Source organism: Bordetella sp. BOR01 (assembly GCF_019218885.1).
In the GTDB taxonomy this organism is placed as follows: Bacteria; Pseudomonadota; Gammaproteobacteria; order Burkholderiales; family Burkholderiaceae_B; genus Bordetella_A.
Window position 1 is genome coordinate 1,183,027 of the sequence record NZ_JAHUWT010000003.1, and the last position, 17,366, is coordinate 1,200,392.

20 protein-coding genes are annotated in these 17,366 nt (G+C 64.3%); 4 read left to right on the forward strand and 16 right to left on the reverse strand.

All coding sequences use genetic code 11. The features are described from left to right. The first annotated feature begins 19 nt into the window (after window positions 1-19). Window positions 20-1,072 carry a LysR family transcriptional regulator gene (locus KW845_RS20475; RefSeq protein ID WP_218371151.1) on the forward strand — a complete coding sequence of 351 codons (1,053 nt, stop codon included), beginning with the start codon at window positions 20-22 and terminating at the stop codon, window positions 1,070-1,072. 7 nt (window positions 1,073-1,079) lie between these two features. On the opposite strand, the gene KW845_RS20480 is transcribed toward KW845_RS20475, so the two are convergent. The 4 genes from KW845_RS20480 to KW845_RS20495 all read right to left on the reverse strand — a co-directional run bounded on the left by KW845_RS20480 (window position 1,080) and on the right by KW845_RS20495 (window position 3,786). After that, window positions 1,080-1,577: an Ohr family peroxiredoxin gene (locus KW845_RS20480; protein ID WP_218371152.1), complete on the reverse strand. Its 498-nt coding sequence runs from the start codon at window positions 1,575-1,577 to the stop codon at window positions 1,080-1,082. Between the two features lie 24 nt (window positions 1,578-1,601). Then, the gene (locus KW845_RS20485) at window positions 1,602-2,357 is read right to left on the reverse strand and encodes an SDR family oxidoreductase (RefSeq protein ID WP_218371153.1); all 756 of its coding nucleotides are present in this window, start codon (window positions 2,355-2,357) and stop codon (window positions 1,602-1,604) included. Between the two features lie 10 nt (window positions 2,358-2,367). After that, the gene (locus tag KW845_RS20490) at window positions 2,368-2,847 is read right to left on the reverse strand and encodes a carboxymuconolactone decarboxylase family protein (RefSeq protein WP_218371154.1); all 480 of its coding nucleotides are present in this window, start codon (window positions 2,845-2,847) and stop codon (window positions 2,368-2,370) included. 207 nt (window positions 2,848-3,054) lie between these two features. Next, window positions 3,055-3,786, reverse strand: a complete 732-nt coding sequence (locus KW845_RS20495; protein WP_255592769.1) for a carbonic anhydrase — start codon at window positions 3,784-3,786, stop codon at window positions 3,055-3,057. Between the two features lie 258 nt (window positions 3,787-4,044). Between KW845_RS20495 and KW845_RS20500 the strand changes: the two genes are divergently transcribed. Then, the gene (locus KW845_RS20500; RefSeq protein WP_218371156.1) at window positions 4,045-4,272 is read left to right on the forward strand and encodes a DUF1049 domain-containing protein; all 228 of its coding nucleotides are present in this window, start codon (window positions 4,045-4,047) and stop codon (window positions 4,270-4,272) included. Between the two features lie 45 nt (window positions 4,273-4,317). Here KW845_RS20500 and KW845_RS20505 read toward each other — a convergent pair whose 3' ends face one another. The 6 genes from KW845_RS20505 to KW845_RS20530 form a co-directional block, all read right to left on the reverse strand. Beyond that, on the reverse strand, window positions 4,318-5,304 hold the full coding sequence (locus KW845_RS20505) for a tripartite tricarboxylate transporter substrate binding protein (RefSeq protein WP_218371157.1): 987 nt from the start codon (window positions 5,302-5,304) through the stop codon (window positions 4,318-4,320). Between the two features lie 219 nt (window positions 5,305-5,523). Further along, window positions 5,524-6,879: an MFS transporter gene (locus tag KW845_RS20510; RefSeq protein WP_218371158.1), complete on the reverse strand. Its 1,356-nt coding sequence runs from the start codon at window positions 6,877-6,879 to the stop codon at window positions 5,524-5,526. Window positions 6,880-6,920: 41 nt separating this feature from the next. Further along, the gene (locus KW845_RS20515; RefSeq protein ID WP_218371159.1) at window positions 6,921-7,700 is read right to left on the reverse strand and encodes an acetoacetate decarboxylase; all 780 of its coding nucleotides are present in this window, start codon (window positions 7,698-7,700) and stop codon (window positions 6,921-6,923) included. An 81-nt stretch (window positions 7,701-7,781) separates the two neighbouring features. Next, window positions 7,782-8,759 (reverse strand): C-terminal binding protein, encoded by a 978-nt coding sequence (locus KW845_RS20520; protein WP_218371160.1) that lies wholly within the window; start codon window positions 8,757-8,759, stop codon window positions 7,782-7,784. Beyond that, window positions 8,756-9,523 (reverse strand): SDR family oxidoreductase, encoded by a 768-nt coding sequence (locus KW845_RS20525; protein WP_218371161.1) that lies wholly within the window; start codon window positions 9,521-9,523, stop codon window positions 8,756-8,758. The genes KW845_RS20520 and KW845_RS20525 overlap by 4 nt, the downstream gene beginning before the upstream one ends. A 31-nt stretch (window positions 9,524-9,554) precedes the next feature. Beyond that, complete coding sequence (locus tag KW845_RS20530) at window positions 9,555-10,328, reverse strand: FadR/GntR family transcriptional regulator (RefSeq protein ID WP_218371162.1); 774 nt, start codon at window positions 10,326-10,328, stop codon at window positions 9,555-9,557. Between the two features lie 143 nt (window positions 10,329-10,471). Here KW845_RS20530 and KW845_RS20535 point away from each other — a divergent pair, with 143 nt between their 5' ends. Both KW845_RS20535 and KW845_RS20540 read left to right on the forward strand, forming a co-directional pair. Beyond that, complete coding sequence (locus KW845_RS20535) at window positions 10,472-11,596, forward strand: mandelate racemase/muconate lactonizing enzyme family protein (protein ID WP_218371163.1); 1,125 nt, start codon at window positions 10,472-10,474, stop codon at window positions 11,594-11,596. Window positions 11,597-11,675: 79 nt separating this feature from the next. After that, complete coding sequence (locus tag KW845_RS20540; RefSeq protein ID WP_218371164.1) at window positions 11,676-12,542, forward strand: fumarylacetoacetate hydrolase family protein; 867 nt, start codon at window positions 11,676-11,678, stop codon at window positions 12,540-12,542. A 3-nt stretch (window positions 12,543-12,545) separates the two neighbouring features. Here the strand turns inward: KW845_RS20540 and KW845_RS20545 are convergent, their stop codons facing one another. The 6 genes from KW845_RS20545 to KW845_RS20570 form a co-directional block, all read right to left on the reverse strand. Continuing rightward, window positions 12,546-13,334 (reverse strand): AzlC family ABC transporter permease, encoded by a 789-nt coding sequence (locus KW845_RS20545; RefSeq protein WP_218371165.1) that lies wholly within the window; start codon window positions 13,332-13,334, stop codon window positions 12,546-12,548. Between the two features lie 25 nt (window positions 13,335-13,359). Beyond that, the gene (locus KW845_RS20550) at window positions 13,360-13,659 is read right to left on the reverse strand and encodes an AzlD family protein (RefSeq protein WP_218371166.1); all 300 of its coding nucleotides are present in this window, start codon (window positions 13,657-13,659) and stop codon (window positions 13,360-13,362) included. A 129-nt stretch (window positions 13,660-13,788) separates the two neighbouring features. Then, the gene (locus tag KW845_RS20555; protein ID WP_218371167.1) at window positions 13,789-14,547 is read right to left on the reverse strand and encodes an amino acid ABC transporter ATP-binding protein; all 759 of its coding nucleotides are present in this window, start codon (window positions 14,545-14,547) and stop codon (window positions 13,789-13,791) included. 10 nt (window positions 14,548-14,557) lie between these two features. Further along, a complete protein-coding gene (locus KW845_RS20560) occupies window positions 14,558-15,208 on the reverse strand; it encodes an amino acid ABC transporter permease (RefSeq protein WP_218371168.1) in 651 nt (216 codons plus the stop codon). Further along, window positions 15,205-15,879: an amino acid ABC transporter permease gene (locus tag KW845_RS20565; protein WP_255592770.1), complete on the reverse strand. Its 675-nt coding sequence runs from the start codon at window positions 15,877-15,879 to the stop codon at window positions 15,205-15,207. Before KW845_RS20565 ends, KW845_RS20560 begins: the two co-directional genes overlap by 4 nt. A gap of 40 nt (window positions 15,880-15,919) precedes the next feature. Further along, window positions 15,920-17,302: an MmgE/PrpD family protein gene (locus tag KW845_RS20570; protein WP_218371170.1), complete on the reverse strand. Its 1,383-nt coding sequence runs from the start codon at window positions 17,300-17,302 to the stop codon at window positions 15,920-15,922. Between the last annotated feature and the right edge of the window lie 64 nt (window positions 17,303-17,366).

The following is a 17,366-nucleotide window of genomic DNA, read 5'->3' on the forward strand; positions in this document are numbered from 1 at the left end:
GCCCGCCCGTCTTAGGGGAATGGACACCAAAGACGATACCCCCGCTGCCGCGACCGCGGTCCAGCCATCCAATACCTTTTCCGGACCGGCCCCTTCATGCGCCGGCCCGGACTCGCTGGCGCACAGTTTCGCCGCCAGCTACGCGGGGGTCGTCGCCTTTATCGCGGTTGCGTCTGAAGGCAATTTCGCCAAGGCTGGCGACCGCCTGGGCATCGGCCGCTCGGCAGTCAGCCGCAGTGTGCAGAAGCTGGAAGACCAATTGGGCACCCGGCTATTCGTGCGCACGACGCGCAGCACGACGCTGACCCGCGAGGGCGAGAGGTTCTACGAAAACTGCCATCCCGGCGTCGAGCGCATCGTGCGGGCCATGGACGAAATGCGCGAACTACGCGAGGGGCCGCCTTCGGGCCGGCTGCGCATTTGCGCCACGGCGGGCTTCGGCCGCAAGGTCGTCGGGCCGCTGCTGAAGGGCTTTCGCGCCGCTTATCCGGATGTCCTGGTTGAACTATTGCTGGACGACGGCCCGACCGACTTCACGACCGACCGGATCGACGTTTCGTTTCGCAACGGCCGCATGGAAGACAGCCAGGTGATCGCCAAGCAGTTGATTCCAATGCAGATGTTCTTGTGTGCATCGCCAGGCTATATTGCCGCGCATCGATTGCCGCGCGACATCGACGACCTGGCCAACCACCGCTGCGTGAATTTTCTGTTGGCCTCGGGACGGACGTACGAATGGGAATTCAAGATTGGCGGCCATATGCGCAAGTTTGTGCCGCAGGCGCCCGAGGCCATGCTGGCTTTCAACGACGCCGACCTGGTCTTGCAGGCCGTGCTCGATGGCCAGGGGATCGCGCAAATGGCCGGCTACCAGATCTGCGATCACCTGCGTGCCGGCACGCTGGTGGCATGCCTGCCGCAATACGCGCCCGACGATCGCGGCCATTACATCTGCTACCTTAGCCGCCAACACCTGCCGGGACGCATACGCGTGTTCATCGACTACATGACCGAGCACATCCGCGCGCTGGACCTGCAAAGCCTGGAGAGCTTCTTATTGAAGCAAGCCTGAACAAACGCTATTGCGTCACCGCCACCACGCTTTGAATGCCCTGTCGCGCCATCTTGGAATACGGGCACAAGCGTTCGGCGTTGCGCACCAGTTCCTGGGCCACGGCCTCATCCATGCCGGGTAAATGGATGTCGACGTGCGCCGTCAGGGCGTAAAGTCCGTCGACGGGATCGCGCCCAAAGGCAACCGATGCCTTGACCACGGTGTCCTGGGGAATGGGCAGGCCGGCATTGGCGGCCAGCAGGCTGAGCGCGCCATGGAAGCAGGCGGCATAGCCAGCCGCGAACAGTTGTTCGGGGTTGGTGCCTCCGCCGGGACCACCCAGCTCGGCCGGCAGCCGCAATGCGACTTGCAGCTGATTGTCGTCGGACTGTGCGATGCCCGACGCCCGGCCGTGGGCGGCTTCGCCGCCCCGCACCGTGACACTGGTGGTGTACAGGGGCTGGAAGTCTCCTCCCCGGTATTTGTCCAACAGGGCCAGAGAAGGTGGTTGCAGTTTGGTCATGGATATGTCGCCAATGAACTCGGCTTATTTTCTGGCGTTCGAATGTCTGAACCAGGTGGTGAAGTCGATTTTACCCAGGCGTGGGTCCGCACCCGGCACGAGCGTGTCGTCCTTGAGCAGGGCACCGAAATACCGCGCCTGCTCATCGGCGACGACCTTGCGTGCGTCGCCGATTTCGTTCAGGTAGCGTTGGACCAGGGCCGCCAGCCGTACCCGTTCGGGGCCCGCGATCTCGACGGTTCCATTGGCAGGCGAGGCCAGCGTGGCGTCCGCCATGGCCAGGGCCACGTCATCGGAGGCGATGGGTTGCACGTAGGCCGGCGACAGGCGCACAACGTCGCCATCCGCGCCCGACTGCACGATGCCGCCCAGGAATTCGAAGAACTGCGTGCTGTGGACGATGGTGTAAGGGATGCGGCTGGCCTTGATCAGCTTTTCCTGGGCGATCTTGCCGCGGAAATACCCGCTTTCCGCCAGGCGATGGGTGCCCACCACCGAAAGCGCCACGTGGTGGCTGACGCCGGCGGCGGCCTCGGCCGCCAGCAGGTTGCGGCCCGAAGTCTCGAAGAATTCCAGTACGGCCTGGTCCTCGAACGAGGGCGAGTTGGCGACATCCACCACGACCTGGACACCGGCCAGCGCTTCAGCCAGGCCCTCGCCAGTGATGGTGTTCACTCCCGTTGCCGGGGATGCGGCTATGGCGTCATGGCCGCGCTGGGCAAGAATGTTGACGAGCTTGGAGCCGATCAGGCCGGTTCCGCCGATGACCAGGATTTTCATGGCAATGTCCTCAGTCCAGTTTGGCTTTGTCCAGGCCGAAAGCCTTGTCGGCCGAGCCCGGTACGGTCTGGAAGCCCACATTGATGCGGTTCCAGGCATTGATCGACATGATCGCGAAGCTGAGATCCGAGATTTCTTTCTCGGACAGTTGCGTGCGCACGCGCTCATAGACTTCGTCCGGCACACCGTGCGCCGGCAGCTGGGTCAGCGCTTCGGTCCAGGCCAGGGCCGCGCGCTCGCGCGGCGAGAACAGCGTGGATTCGCGCCAGATGGCGACGTGATGCAGGCGCAGCTCGCGCTCGCCGTGAATCTTGGCCTGCTTGACATGCATGTCCAGGCAGAAGGCGCAACCATTCATCTGCGATGCCCGGATCTCGACCAGATGCAGGATCGACGATTCGATGGCGCCCGACTTTACGAGCGCGCCGAACTCAACGAACTTCTTGAACAGCTCGGGGGATTGCGAGTAGGCGTTGACGCGTTGACTCATGATGATTTCCTCGGTGGGTTGATGTGGTGCGTAAGCTGCGTGCGTTCATGCAACACACCCATCGTAGGCTTGGAGGAAATGCGGCGGTAGACGCGGGCAGGGGATCATGGTGTTGCCTGTTGGGCACCAATCGCCGATCCAGACGACAAGGCCCGGCAGGTGTCTGACCTGCCGGGCCTGTTTCCCTGGCGTTCAAGCGGGCGGCGGCTAGCCCAGGAAGGTGAGCATGCCGTTGCTCAGGTCGTACATGGATCCGACGATCTTGATCTTTCCCTGCTTTTCCAGGTCTGCCAGGATCGGGCTGTTCTTGCGTATGGCGTCGATCGTGTGCTGCACATTCGTCTTGGCGACCGCATCGACGAACTGCGGGTTTTTCGCGCTGCGCTCTCCTGAGAACTGCGTGGCGTCTACCGCGGGCTTGATGACCTTGAGCAGGCCGGTCAGGTTGCCCAGTTCGACATTGTCGATTGCGCCCGCTACCGCGCCGCAGGCGGTGTGCCCCATGACGAGCACGACTTTGGCCCCGGCTGCCGCGCAGGCGAATTCCATGCTGCCCAGTAGGTCGTTGTTCGCGATATTGCCGGCGATACGCCCATTGAAGGTTTCACCTATCCCGGTATCCAGGATGATCTCGGCGGGCGCCCGGGAATCGATGCAGCTCAGGATAACCGCGGCGGGAAACTGCCCTGCCGCGCTGGAACGCTTCTGGGCCAGGTAATCGTGTTGTTGGGGTTTGCCGGCACGGAACCGCGCATTGCCCTGTTTCATCATGTCGATGACTTGATCCGGTGTCATCGCGTCTCGCTGGGCCTGCGTGAGCGACGCCGCTTCGGCCTCGCCCGGCACGACCGCCATGGTCGCCAGCATGGCGGCCGTACCCGCTATTGCACCTGCTTTCAACCAGGTTCGCCGGCTTTGATGCTGAGGGTGACTTGCCATGCAACAATCGTTGATCGCTTTCATGAACGTGTCCCTATATGCGGTCCGCGCAAGATAGATCAGCACCTTGCGATTATTCATTCGCGGGCCGGCCATCCATCGGCATGATCGATGGCGCACTCATTGTGGACCGATTCAAAGTTCGCGACAATTACTCGCATATTGCTTGTCATCTGCCCTGATGAATGGCATAGTTTTTCGGCACAATCAGCCTTCCCGGCTTGGTGCGATTCAGCCTACAGATACGAAAGGTGGAACATGAGATACCTTTACATCGTATTAATTGTGTTGTTCACGGCAATCGTACTTTCGTTCAAGATCCAGAATTTCGACTCGGTTACGCTGTCGCTCTGGTCTTCCACCGCCACGCTGCCGGCTTCCGTGCTGGTCATTGGCGTGTACATCCTGGGGATGTTCACGGGCGGGTTCTTGCTGAGTTTGCTGCGCCGCGCATTTCGCGGCGCAGCGGGGCGGCCCAGCCCATAGCATTTCGAAGGCGCCGCGTGTAGGCCACCCGCTTTCCCGCCGGCTTCAGTCCAGGCTGATCCTGGCGTTCTCGATCAGCTTTTCATACGTGACCGACTTTGCGTCGAGCCGCTGGCGCAACTGGGCCAGCGGCCAATCCAGCGGCTCGAAGGCAAAGGTCTCGAAGCGCTTGCGTATGGCGGGGTCGGCCAGCACGGTGGTGACGTCGGTGTAGATCTTGTCGCGCACGCCGGCGGGGATGCCCTTGGGGGCAAGCAGCGACACGATGGAATTGACGTCCAGTTCGGCCGGGCCGCCGGCTTCGGCCACGGTGGGCACATCGGGGTACTGGGCGTTGCGCCGCGGGGCGGCGATGGCCAGGTAGCGCAGCTTGCCGCTGTCGTACACGGGGCGGGTGGAAGGAATCGTGCCGAATGCCCAATCGACTTCGCCGTTGGCCACCGCGGTGTACAGCTGGCTGACTTCCTTGTAGGGCACGTGAATCATCTGGGTGCCGGTCAGCGACGCCAGCCATTCGCCGCCCAGGTGCCCTGGGCTGCCCACGAACCAGGAGCCATAGGTCAGGTTGTCGGGCTTGGTCTTGGCGGCGTTGACCAGGTCGGCCACATTCTTCCAGGGCGATTTGCTGCTGACGGCGATCATGAATGGCGTGTAGAACAGCGGCGCCACCAGGTCGAACTTTTCCAGCGTGACGTAGTGGCGCGATTTGTACAGGTGAGGCAGGGCCGATACGTGTTCGCTGTCGAGCTGCAGCAGGGCGTAGCCATCGGCGGGCAGCTTGCCCACGGCCTCCAGGGCAATGAAGCCGCCGCCGCCGGGCCGGTTCTCGATGACCACGGGCTGCTTCCACACTTTGCTCAGTTCCTGGCCCAGGATACGCAGCACCACGTCGGGGCCGCTGCCGATCGAGAAGGCGGTATACAGGGTGACGGGCTTGGCAGGGAAAGCGGGTGCCTGGGCCCAGGCGGTGCTGGCCAGGCAGCTTGCGGCCAGCGTGGCAGCCAGCAGGGTGCGGCGGGTGCGGGATGGCATGGTTGTCTCCAGGGGCTGTTGTCGTCTTCGGCAGGGCCCGGGTCGGGCGCCGTGCATGCAGTGCCGTGAATTCCAGCCGTACAGCCATGGCAGGCCGCCGGCGCACAACCATTATGTGCTGCCAGGTATGCCTCAAAAAATGAAATATTCGTATTATTTATACGAGAAATCGTATGCGGTGCGATGACGCGCGCGCGTCATCGCACCGTCGCCGGCGGGTTACTCGACGTCTGCCGGTTGCGGGCCGCGCTTCAGTGCCAGGACGGCCAGGATGGAGATCAGGCACAAGCCCATCAGGTAGGCCACCAGGTAGGTGGACTTCCCGCCAGCTTGCTGGGTCAGCCAGGTGGCTATGAAGGGGGTCAGCCCGGCCACGGTCGCTCCGTTGATTTCACGGACGAAGGCGATACCGGTAAAGCGATACCGTGTCGGGAACAGGCTGGTCAGGAAGGCGCCTTGGGAGCCCGCCACTGAACCGAATCCCAGCCCGTAGCCGATGACCATTGCCACGGTGGCCAGCATGATGTTGCGGGTATCCATCAGCCAGAACATCGGCGCCGTGTACAACAGGATGAACAGCGTACCCAGGATGTAGACCCTGGCGTAGCCCAGCCGGTCTGATACTGCGCCCATGATGGGAGTGCAGACGATGCCGGCGACGGCGGCCAGGATCAGCACGTTCAGGGCCTGGGATTGCGGAAAGCCCAGGTTGTTCACCATATAGCTCAGCGCGAATGTATTGAGCATGTACGTGGCGGCGTTGGCCCCCGCCATCGCCAGGTAGCCGCAGATCAGCGCCTTGGGTTGCTTGCGCAGCACTTCGCCCAGCGGTAGCGAGGCGGCGCGCCGGTGCGCGTCGGCATGGCTTACCGCCCGCGTGTATTCGGGCGTTTCTTCCAGGCGCTTGCGGATATACAGCGCGACCACGACCAGTATCGCGGACAAGAAGAAGGGAACGCGCCATGCCCAGCCGAGAATGTCTTCTTCGGGCAATTGCGCCAGCAGGCGAAAGATTCCCGAGGCAAGCAGCAGGCCCACCACCGTGGCGGACAGCACAAAGGCGGTGTAATAGCCCTTGCGCCTGGCGGGCACGTATTCGGCGACCAGGATCAGGGCACCCGCGTATTCCGCGCCGGCGCCCAGGCCTTGCAACAGGCGCAGGATGACCAGCAGGATGGGGGCCAGTATCCCGATCTGGCTGTAGGTGGGCAGGCAGCCTATGGCGACGGTGGACAGGCCCATCAAGGCGATGGTGAACACCAGCGCCGGCTTGCGGCCTTTCTTGTCGCCGAAGTGGGAAATGATCAGGCCGCCCAGCGGGCGGGCCAGGAAGCCCACCGCCAAGGTCAAGAACGACGCCAGCGTGCCTGCCGTGGGCGACAGTTCAGGAAAGAACAGCTTGTTGAATACCAGCCCCGAGGCCACGGCGAACAGCACAAAGTCATACCATTCGATGACCGTGCCGATGACTGCCGCCCCCAGGACTTGCCGTACTTTTTTCTGTGACACTTCGACGGGGGCGCCGGTGCCGGCCGGGGCGCCACCCGGCAGCGCGTCAGAGTCAGATATCGCCATTGTTGTCTCCTCTTGATGTTCGCTGAATTCGTTGGTTCAGATCAGTTGGCCAGGTAGTCATGCAAGACTTCGCCTTGCACCAGGGTGAAGTCCGCACGCCAATAAAAGGCGTTCAACATCTCGACCACCGGTAGCCGGTAGACGGGTGCCTGGATGTTCGGGCGCAGCTCGACGGTGCATGGGCCTTCCCAGCATTCGTGCACGGTCACGCTGGTCAGCCGGCGAGAGGTGATCTGGCGTATCGCCGGTTTGCCGTCGATATGGTCGACAGACTTGAGATTGAAGTTGTTGCTGAAATCGATCAGTTGCGAAAGCGTGGCGAGATCGCCGCGATTCTGCTTGTAGGGCAAGGTTCCGGTGATGATGTCGATGCCGTTGCGCGACACGGTGCCGACCCAGGCGTCGCCGCGGGCCGCCAGGCTGGGTTGCCCGAGTTTCTTGGGCTGGCCATGCACCTCGCGCCCATGCGAGACCCCCACGTCGGAACTCAGGTAAAGATAGGGGGAATAGGCACCGGCCATCCCGGCCTGCGGCAGGCGCGCGCCGAACATGACGTTGGCCTCGCCATACGGCCCCAGCCAGTCGGTGTCGTTCATCTTGTAGATGTGGATCAACACCACGTCGCCGTCCAGTTCCAGCGGCGGAGGCAGCAGGCATGCCATTTTCTGCGGATCGGAACGATAGGCCAGCGTCAGGACTTCGACGTTGCGGAATTCAAAGGGAAACGGCGGAATCGTCGGCGCGTCGAGCGGTGTCGAGAAGCCGCCGGCGCAGATTTCTTCGATGGTGATGCGGCGTTTCGCGGCGGTGTATTGCGGCATGAATGTCTCCGTTGGTCCATTCCTGGGCCGGCTGATTGAAAAAAGGCGGCCCGGCGGCCATGGCTGGCCGCCGGTTGGTGTTCAGGGAGGTGATCCCGGTACCGGGCAGCGCGGCCCGCGCCCGGATAGCAGCCGCGCGATGTCCTCGGCGGCCAGTTCTTGCAGCCTGATGATTGCGGCATCGGAATACCAGGCTGCGTGGGGCGTCAGGATGAGGTTCGGCGCGGTACGCAGGGGCGATGCCTGGGGCAGGGGTTCGGCCTCGAACACGTCCAGCGCGGCGCCGCCCAGCGAGCCCGACGCCAGCGCGTCGGCCAGGGCGTCTTCATCGATCAGCTTGCCCCTGGCGGTATTCACGATGACCGCGTGTTTTTTCATCGTGGCAATGCTTGCCGCATTGATGACATGCGTCGTTTCGGCCGTGGCCGGGGCGTGCAACGAAATAAGGTCGGATTGCGCAAACAGCGCTGCGCGGTCGACGGGAACCACGCCCAGCGATTCTGCCTGCGCACGGTCCAGCTGGGGATCGGCAACCAGGAACCGGAACCCGAAGGCCTTCAGCCTGGCCAGCACGCTGCTGCCAATACGGCCCAGCCCCAGAAAGCCCACGGTGATCTCGCCAAACGGCATCATCGGCCGTGCCGTGGCCACCGCGTTCCAATCGTCCGCCCGCACCGAGGCGTCGAGTTGCGGCAGTTTTCGCAACGAGGCAAGGATCAGCGATGCGGTGTGGTCGGCGACCTCGGCGGTGCAGTAGTCGGGGATGTAGCCCACCGAGAAATTCCGGCGCAGGGCAGCCGGCACGTCGATGTTGTCGTATCCGATGCCGTATCGAATAATGCCGGCGTTTTCCGCCATGCGGGCGATGGCGGCCTCGGTCAGCGGGGCAAACTGCACGACGACGACATTGGCGCCTTCCACTGCATCGGCCACTTCTTCGGCTGTCTTGCACTGGAAGGTGAACAAGCCGGCGCCGTGCTGCTGCGCCGCGGCGCGCTCCTGGTCGACGTTCGGAAAGGTGTAATCGGTGATGACCACGCGTGCTTGGGTGCTGCTCATTGCCATTCCTTCAGGATCGGCGCGAATGCCTCGTCGCGCACGTCGATTTCAAGCTTGTCGAAGCCACGGGCCTCGGGGCTGCACAGCCAGGCGACCACTTCGGCCGTCTTGGCGGGCGGGTGCAGCTCGCCTTGCGGAATCAGGCTGACCTCGTTGATGCCGGAATGGCGAATCGAGGCCTGCATCGAGGTGTCGGTGGGCGGGATGCCCAGCGAGAACATGCGCACGCCTTGCGTGCGGTATTCGAGATCGATCGAGCGCGACACCATGACGAGGGCGGCCTTGCTGGCGCAGTAGGCGCTCCACCCTTCCATGGGCTTGTAGGCGGCGCCCGAACTCATGTTGATGAGGGCGCCCTGGCGGTCGATGAGCATGGGCAGAAATGCCCGGGCGCAGCGCATGGCCCCCCCGGCATTGACTGCCAGCACCTGGGCCCAGCGGTCGGGATCGACGTCGGCCAGCTTGCCGATCGGCTCGATGATGCCGGCGTTGTTGACCAGCACATCGACGCCCTTGGCCAGTTCACGGCATTTTGCCGCTGCCGCCGACACGCTTTCGGTGCTGGTCACGTCGATCGGCACGACCGAAAGCCGGGCCGCGAGCGCGGCCGGGATCGCGTCCAGGTCGGGGTGCCGGGTGCCCGGCTGCACCATTGCGATGACGCGGGCTTCCAGTTCCAGCAGGCGCAGCACGACGGCTGCGCCGATGCCGCGCCCGGCTCCGGTGATTGCGACGGTCTTGCCGTCCAGTCTGGTGATATTCAATCGCAGTCTCCTTGATGCGGGGAGGGAAGCGTCAACCGACGCGGCCTTGCGGTTCCGGTACGGGTACCGGCACCGGCGTCTGCCCCTGGGCGCGCAGCGCGATGGATGCGCGCGTGGACTCCAGCACGTTCTGCATGTGCTGGCGCATCGCGGCCTCGGCGGCGGCCGGGTCATTGGCCGCCAGCGCAGCCGCAATGGCGGCGTGATCGAGCAGGCTTTGCTCGATGACCTGGGGCGACTCGGAGGCAACGGTACGGAATTCCAGGCCCAGCGTGTTCAGGCTGGTGGCGGCGCGCGACAAGAAGGGGTTGGCGGCCAGCCCGTGGATGCGCTCGTGGAAGGCGATATCCAGTTTCCGGTAGGCCTGCGGGTCTTTGATGGCCTCTTGCTGCCGGGCGATCAGGTCGTGCAGGTATTGCACATCGGTGGATGTTGCCGCGCGGGCGGCGCGGAAGGCGATGCCGCCTTCGATCAATTGCCGCGCGTCGTACAGGGCGTCCACCGAGGTTTCTTCAAGCGACAGGAAGAACTGCAGCGGGCTGAGCAGGGTTTCGGCGCGCAGGTTGGACACATAGATGCCGCCGCCCTGGCGGGTGGTCAGCACGCCCAGCACGGCAAGCGCCCGGACCGCCTCGCGGATGGTCGGCCGGCTGACGCCGAACGACTGGGCCAGGTCCCGTTCGGGCGGCAGGCGGTCCCCGGACTTCAGGTTGCCGGCTTTCACCATGCCCAGTAACTGCGCGACGACTTGTTCGGAAACAGGTTCGCGCTCAAGGCTGGTGACGTTGAACGATGGGGTGGTCATGGCTACGTATTTCCAAAAACAGCGGACCGGGGATCTGGCCGCAAAGTGTGTAAATGTAAATTGGCCAGGCAACTTGGCAACTTGACAAATAACGGCGCAAGCCTATATCGTGGCCTCCGAATTCGTCAAGCCCCGAGGTGTAAATGAAGCTGGGACGCATTGAGTGCCATGTGCTCCGATATCCCGACCCCAATGACCTGGACCGGCCCCGGATGACGGTGCTGGTTCGCGTGGAAACGGCCGACGGTGTCGTCGGATGGGGAGAAGGCATCGCCATGTGGCCCGAGGCCTGCCGTGCAACGGTTGCGGTGATCGAAGACGGCCTGGCGCCCCTGCTGCTTGCGCAAGACGACCTGTCGTGCGAGACCGCCTGGAAGGCCATGCGCGAACACGCATGGTGGTACGGCGAAGGCGGCATCGCGTCGTTTGCCTGCAGCGCCATCGATATGGCGCTGTGGGATATACAGGGCAAGATCGAGAACAAGCCGCTGTATGCCTTGTTCGGCCAGATGCGCGATGCGTTGCCGGCCACCGCGAGCTGCCACGTCAACAAGCAAAGCCTGTCTGCCTGTATTGACGAGGCACTGGGGTTTTTTGCGAACGGCTACCGCAGCGTCAAGCTGGGCCTGGCCAAGAAGTCGCTGTCGACGGTGGGCCATGATCCCGAAAGCAGCATTGCGTTGGTCGCCGGCATCCGCCGCGAAGCCGGACCTGGGGTAGAGATCCTGGTGGATGTGGGCAATGGGCATCGCTGGGATGCCGGCACGGCGATCGACACCGTACGCCGGATGGCGCAACACGACATCGCTTGGGTGGAAGAGCCTTTCTATCCGACCCATATCGACGACTACCGCCAGCTCAAGGCCGCCGTGCGCGTACCGATTGCCACGGGCGAGCGCGAATGGACCGTCACGGGCTATCAGCGCCTGATCGAGACCGGCACGGTCGATGTGCTGGGCGTGGACCCCGCCCGGGCCGAAGGCGTGACGGGGTTCCGCAAGATAGATACCCTGGCCGGACAGGCCGGATTGGCGATCAATGCCCATGCCTGGAGCACCGCCATCACGACGGCCGCCAGCCTGCACCTGTCGCTTGCCTCGCCGAATGCGCGGCTCTTCGAGTTGAAGCCGTTTCCGGTGGTTGTGCAGCAAGAGCTTGCCAGGGGGGCGATCGGCCAGCAGGCCGGCACTGTGGCGGCCACTTCGGCGCCCGGACTGGGTATCGACGTCGATGAAGACGTGGTTCGCCGGCTGCGCTATCAGGGCTGACGGCCTGCTTTTCCGCGCGCACAGATCTGCAACTGTCGGCGTCCCGGACGCCGCAACGTCAAGTAGAAGGTGAAATTCGATGAAATTGATGCGTTACGGTGTGAAAGGCCGGGAGAAGCCCGGGATGCTGGACCGCGAGGGACAGTTAAGAGACTTGTCGGCGGTCATCGGCGACCTGACGGCCGACTTGCTGGCCAAAGACGCACTTGCCCGCCTGGCGGCCATAGACCCGGCGACCCTGCCGCTGGTGAGCGACCCGGTGCGCATCGCCCCGCCTTACACCGGCATGGGCAAGTTCATTTGCGTGGGGCTCAACTATTCTGACCACGCCGCAGAAACGGGCATGGCGATTCCCGCTGAACCGGTGCTGTTCATGAAGCCCACCAGTTGCGTGATCGGCGCCAATGATGCCGTCGTGCTGCCGCAAGGGTCGGTCAAGAGCGATTGGGAAGTCGAACTGGGCGTGGTCATCGGCACCAAGGCGCGCTACGTAGATGAAAGCGATGCGCTGGACTGCGTGGCGGGCTACTGCGTGGTCAACGACCTGTCCGAGCGCGAGTATCAAATCGAACGGGGGGGAACGTGGGACAAGGGCAAGGGTTGCGACACCTTTGGCCCGGTCGGCCCGTGGCTGGTGACGTCGGACGAGGTCGCCGACCCCCAGAATCTGGACATGTGGCTGGAAGTCAATGGCAAGCGCTTCCAGTCTGGCAGCACCAGGACGATGGTCTTCGGCGTGGCGCACCTGGTCAGCTATATCAGCCGCTTCATGACGCTGTATCCCGGCGACCTGATCACGACCGGCACGCCGCCGGGCGTGGGCATGGGGCAGAAGCCCGCCCCGATCTATCTCGAAGCGGGCGACCGGATGCGGCTGGGTATCGCGGGGCTGGGAGAGCAGGCGCAGGCGGTGCACGCCTGGAACCCGCAACTTATTGACGCCTGACCTTCATCGGCCCGGCCGCGGGCCCTGGGCCTTTGATGCCGGCTGCGTGGGTGCCCAGGCCAGCGCCGCCAGGATGCCCGCCAGCGCGCCGGCCGCCACGTACCATGCGCCGGGCAGCAGCTTGCTGGCCAGGGCGGCCACGACCAGGCTGGCCAGCCATGGCCAGGCGCGCCGCAGGCCGCGCCACATGCCGCGCAGCATGACCAGGAACACGGCGGGAAACGCCATGTCCAGGCCGTAGGCCTCGGGGTGGCCCAGCAGCGGGCCCAGGATGGCGCCCAGTGTCGTACAGCCGATCCAGGCCACGTAGAACACCAGCGACGAGCCCATGTAGTAGGCCAGGCTGAAGGCGGGCCCCACGCCCTGTTCGGCACGACGCCGGGCATCGGACATGGACAAGGCCCAAGAGGCATCCGTCATGAGGAACAGCGCGGGCAATACCTTGCGCTTGGGCAGGTGATGCAGGAAGGGCGTCAGCGCGGCCCCCATGACCAGCATGCGGCTATTGACCAGGAAGGTCACCGCCATGATCAGCAAGAAGTGCGGCGGCGAGCTCCACAGGCCCAGGGCGGCGAATTCCGAGCCGCCGGCAAAGTTCAGGCCGGTCATGAGCGGCACTTCGAATGGCGTCAGCCCTTTTTGCGCGGCCTGGGCGCCCAGCACCAATCCGAAAGGGGCGATGCCGAACAGGACGGGCAGGCTGGCCGTGGCGCCGGCACAGCATTGCGTCCAGGTGGTGGCCTGGCCGGGGATGTCGCGCGTCCCGGCGCGGCGTGTTGTCGATGGGCTCATTCTGCAGGCATGCCCGCGCGGGGCGTCATGCGAACAGGTGGCGCAACAGCGCGGCGCTGCCCACGCCGATGACGACCGTGGCCAGCAGCGGCAAGCGGGTCGCGGCGATGACGGTAAGGGCCAGCGCGATCAGGTCGGACGGCCGGTCGGATACGAAGGCCGGCGCGATGACCGAGATCAGCACACAGCCGGGCGCGGCTTCCAGCACCGCCATGGCGCGCGGGCCGAGGCTGCGGTTGCGCAGCAGGATGTAGCCGCCGATACGGGTCAGGTAGGTAACGGCGGCCATCAGGACGATGGCAAGCAGGTTCGCGGGGTCGATCATGGGCAAGGCCGCTGGAGCGGGATCCGGCACGGTGATTACGGGATATCGGCCTAGCATGATAACGGGTGTGCGGAATCCCATGCCGCTACCTTGCCAGAGTCAGGCGTGCCCTGTCCCGCTTCCCGGCAGCTATGCCTGATGCGACATCGAAAGAAAGCTGCGCAGTTCGGCGGTACGCGGAGATGAAAAGAGTACTTCCGGCGGCCCTTGCTCGTGCACGCAGCCCTGATGCATGAATATGACCCGGTCGCTGACCTTGCGGGCGAAGCTCATTTCATGCGTGACGATGATCAGCGTCGCGCCGTCGCGGGCCAGTTGCTCGATGACCTGAAGCACCTCGCCGACCAGTTCCGGATCGAGCGCCGAGGTCATCTCGTCGCACAGCAACACTTCGGGGTCCATGGCAAGGGCCCGCGCAATCGCCACGCGTTGTTGCTGTCCTCCGGAAAGCTGATGCGGCGCGGCATCGAACTTTCCATCGAGGCCGACGCGCGTCAATAGCCGCTGGGCCAACGCACGGCAATCGTCGCGGCTGCGCTGGCGCACCAAGTGGGGGGCCAGCATGATATTTTCGCCAGCCGTCATCGATGGGAAAAGATTGAACTGCTGAAATATCATGCCCACCTTCTGGCGCAGTTCGCGCAGCGCGGTATCGTCGGCTGTCTCGACGCGCTGGCCTCCCACCACGATCTCGCCCCGGTCGAACGTTTCCAGGCCGTTGATGCAGCGTAGCAGCGTGCTCTTGCCGGAGCCGCTCTTGCCGATGATGCAGACGACTTCGCTGCGGGCGACTTGAAGGTCTATGCCCTTGAGTACTTCGTTCGGGCCGAAGCGCTTGTGCAGCCCGCGTACATCGACCAAAGAGGTAGTGTCGTGATCTGTATTCATGGATTCATCCTTAATACTGAATGCGCGTGCGCTTTTCAAGCCAGCCGCCCGCCAGCGAGCATGGGAAGCACAGCGCGAAATAGAACAAGGCGACCAGCCCGTAGATCAGGAAGGGCTGGAAGGTGACGTTGGCGATCATCTGGCCTGCGCGCGTCAGCTCCACGAAGCCGACCACCGACGCCAGAGAGGTGTTCTTGATGATCTGCACCAGCAGCCCCACCGTTGGCGGAATCGACAAACGTATGGTCTGCGGGAAGATCACATAGCGCAGCTGTTCGCGGAATGTCAGCGCGAGGCTGGCCGAGGCTTCCCATTGCCCCTTGGGAATCGATTCGACGCAGCCGCGCCATGTATCGGTCAGGTAGGCGCTGGCGTAGAGCACCAGGCACAAGGTGGCGGCGACCATGGGCGTCGTTTCCACGCCTATCAGCGCCAGGCCGAAGTACGCCAGGAACAGTTGCATCAGCAATGGCGTTCCCTGGAACAGCTGCACGTAGGCGGCCACCGGCCGTGCGAAGACGCGCGGGCGGGCCAATCGCAGAATCAGCAACAACAGCCCGATCAGTGAGCCGCCGATGAACGCGATGGCCGACAGCAGCAAGGTCCAGGGCACGGCCAGCAGCAGGTTGCGAACAATATCCCACAGGGTGAATTGCATCATCGCGGACCTCCGGTCGGGGCGCAGCCGAACAACCAACGGGGCCCCAGCCATTGCAGGAAATGGCGGAAGCAGATGGACAGCAACAGGTACAGCGCCGTTACGGCGATATAGGACTCGAAACGCAGGAAGGTCTGGCTGGCGACCAGGTTCGCGGCATACGACAGTTCTTCGGTCGAGATCAAGCTGCAGATCGCGGTGGCCAGCATGATGATCACCAGCTGGCTGATCATGGCGGGCCAGACACGCGACAGCGCCGGCGGCAATATGACGCGCGTGAAGGTATGCCAGCGGTTCAGTCCGAGCGACTGGGCTGCCTCGAGTTGCCCGCGCGGGGTGGCCTGTATGCCGGCGCGAATGATTTCGCAGGCATAGGCGCCAAGGTTGATCGTCAGCGCCACAATGGCGGCCGGAAAACTCGCCAGCTTCAGGCCCGTTGCGGGCAGCCCGAAATAGATGAAGAATATCTGCACGATGAATGGCGTGTTGCGGAAGAACTCGACGTACCAGGCCACGGCGATCCGCAGCGGGCCGCAGGCGTAAACCCGGACCCAGGCGGAGCCGATGCCCAGCAGCGTCCCCAGCGAGCAGGAAAACAGGGTAAGTACGATAGTCAGGCCCAGCCCCGTCAGGAACGATGGCCAGGCGGCGAATACGCCAGTGAAATCAAGCATGGTGTTCCCCTTCATTCATGAGTGCTTGCAGCCGCGTTGACTAATGGCCGGATGCAAGCGCATCCAGCAGCGCCTGCACCGGCCGGGCGCTGTCCATCGCGTGTATTGCCGTCATTGCCGCATGCGCGCGTTCCGCGCCGATCACGGGTCCGGTGCATTCCAGGAACTTGCGATCCATCTGTGCGTCGCTCAGGGGCTCGCCGGCGTTGCCGACGGCTTTGGCCCGATAGCCGCGCAGCACCCGGCCATCATGCAGATCCAGGCGCACACTCGCGCCTTCGGGGGCGTTGGTGCTGCGTTCCGGTGCCTGCCACGATGGCCCCGTCACCATGCTGACGCGATGCATCAAGTCACGAAGTGCGGGATCCGCAAGGCGTTGCGGATCCAGGGCGGAAAGCCCCCAGTCTGGATCGCACAGCGTCATGGCCACGGCAAATTGCATGCTGAAGCGGGCCTCGGCCGGCGAGCGGGGATCGGCGTATCGCAAATTGGACGCGACGATGGGCGGTACGTCGCATATCACCCGGGCGACGTCGCCGGCTGACAGCCGGTGGCGTTCGGCCAGTTCGCGCACTGCGTCCACGGCCGCATGGGACGAGAGGCAAACCGGGATGCGCTTGACGTCCACGCCGGGATTGCTCAAGTACCATTCGGTGCCCAGGCTGGCCAGCGCGTCGTGGTCAAAGACGCCGCCGTTGAACCGGGCCACGAAACCGTGCGGGTCTTCAAACGGGCGGCCAGGGCCGCTGGCTCCCGCCGCCGCCAGCAGCGTGCAAAGCACGCCGGTTTCGGCCGCCCGGCCCGCCATCAGCGGTTTGGCGTCAGAGCCAAAACACGACTTGGTGCCCGACGCCATCGCAACTGCGAATGCCAGTGCATGATGCGTGCGCGGCAGGTCCAGCCCGACGATGTGAGCCGTGGCCATTGCCGCGCCGATCGGTCCCAGCACGCCGGTTGTCCACCAGCCCTGGTCGTACAGGTGGCCCAGAGTGGCCGCCCCGACTGCGTACTCGCATTCGGCACCGGCCACAAGGGCCGTAATGGTGCGGGATCCTGGCGCACGCACGGCCTGCGCGCAGGCGAGCAGCGCAGGTACGATGACCGCCGACCCGTGGACAAAGCCGGCATAGCAGTTATCGTCGAAGTCCAGCGCATGGGCGGCCGTGGCATTGGCGAGCGCGGCAGCGCGCGGGCTATGGCCATGGGCCGAGCCGAGCACGGTGGCGGGGCCCCGGTCGTGCTCGCAGCACAACGCCCGAGCCGCGCGTGCCGGGCCCGACAGGCTGCCGGCCATGGCGACGCCCAAGGTATCCTGAACGCAGGCCACGGCCTTGCGCCGTATGCCGGGCGGCACGTCAATGTCCGATAGCCCGCTCACCCAGCGAGCCAGGCGCATGCCGGCGGTGGTGGCGTCAGTGTCCACGCTGTTCCCCTTCTTTTCGCAGGCGCGCGCGGCGGCCCCTGGCGGCGTTATCGTCGACGCCGCA

What these genes read in the sequence shown, in the direction of transcription:
- KW845_RS20475 (WP_218371151.1), top strand. Translation starts at nt 20, where the DNA reads ATGGACACCAAAGACGATACCCCCGCTGCCGCGACCGCGGTCCAGCCA.
- KW845_RS20480 (WP_218371152.1), bottom strand. Translation starts at nt 1,577, where the DNA reads ATGACCAAACTGCAACCACCTTCTCTGGCCCTGTTGGACAAATACCGG.
- KW845_RS20485 (WP_218371153.1), bottom strand. Translation starts at nt 2,357, where the DNA reads ATGAAAATCCTGGTCATCGGCGGAACCGGCCTGATCGGCTCCAAGCTC.
- KW845_RS20490 (WP_218371154.1), bottom strand. Translation starts at nt 2,847, where the DNA reads ATGAGTCAACGCGTCAACGCCTACTCGCAATCCCCCGAGCTGTTCAAG.
- KW845_RS20495 (WP_255592769.1), bottom strand. Translation starts at nt 3,786, where the DNA reads ATGGCAAGTCACCCTCAGCATCAAAGCCGGCGAACCTGGTTGAAAGCA.
- KW845_RS20500 (WP_218371156.1), top strand. Translation starts at nt 4,045, where the DNA reads ATGAGATACCTTTACATCGTATTAATTGTGTTGTTCACGGCAATCGTA.
- KW845_RS20505 (WP_218371157.1), bottom strand. Translation starts at nt 5,304, where the DNA reads ATGCCATCCCGCACCCGCCGCACCCTGCTGGCTGCCACGCTGGCCGCA.
- KW845_RS20510 (WP_218371158.1), bottom strand. Translation starts at nt 6,879, where the DNA reads ATGGCGATATCTGACTCTGACGCGCTGCCGGGTGGCGCCCCGGCCGGC.
- KW845_RS20515 (WP_218371159.1), bottom strand. Translation starts at nt 7,700, where the DNA reads ATGCCGCAATACACCGCCGCGAAACGCCGCATCACCATCGAAGAAATC.
- KW845_RS20520 (WP_218371160.1), bottom strand. Translation starts at nt 8,759, where the DNA reads ATGAGCAGCACCCAAGCACGCGTGGTCATCACCGATTACACCTTTCCG.
- KW845_RS20530 (WP_218371162.1), bottom strand. Translation starts at nt 10,328, where the DNA reads ATGACCACCCCATCGTTCAACGTCACCAGCCTTGAGCGCGAACCTGTT.
- KW845_RS20535 (WP_218371163.1), top strand. Translation starts at nt 10,472, where the DNA reads ATGAAGCTGGGACGCATTGAGTGCCATGTGCTCCGATATCCCGACCCC.
- KW845_RS20540 (WP_218371164.1), top strand. Translation starts at nt 11,676, where the DNA reads ATGAAATTGATGCGTTACGGTGTGAAAGGCCGGGAGAAGCCCGGGATG.
- KW845_RS20545 (WP_218371165.1), bottom strand. Translation starts at nt 13,334, where the DNA reads ATGAGCCCATCGACAACACGCCGCGCCGGGACGCGCGACATCCCCGGC.
- KW845_RS20550 (WP_218371166.1), bottom strand. Translation starts at nt 13,659, where the DNA reads ATGATCGACCCCGCGAACCTGCTTGCCATCGTCCTGATGGCCGCCGTT.
- KW845_RS20555 (WP_218371167.1), bottom strand. Translation starts at nt 14,547, where the DNA reads ATGAATACAGATCACGACACTACCTCTTTGGTCGATGTACGCGGGCTG.
- KW845_RS20560 (WP_218371168.1), bottom strand. Translation starts at nt 15,208, where the DNA reads ATGATGCAATTCACCCTGTGGGATATTGTTCGCAACCTGCTGCTGGCC.
- KW845_RS20565 (WP_255592770.1), bottom strand. Translation starts at nt 15,879, where the DNA reads ATGCTTGATTTCACTGGCGTATTCGCCGCCTGGCCATCGTTCCTGACG.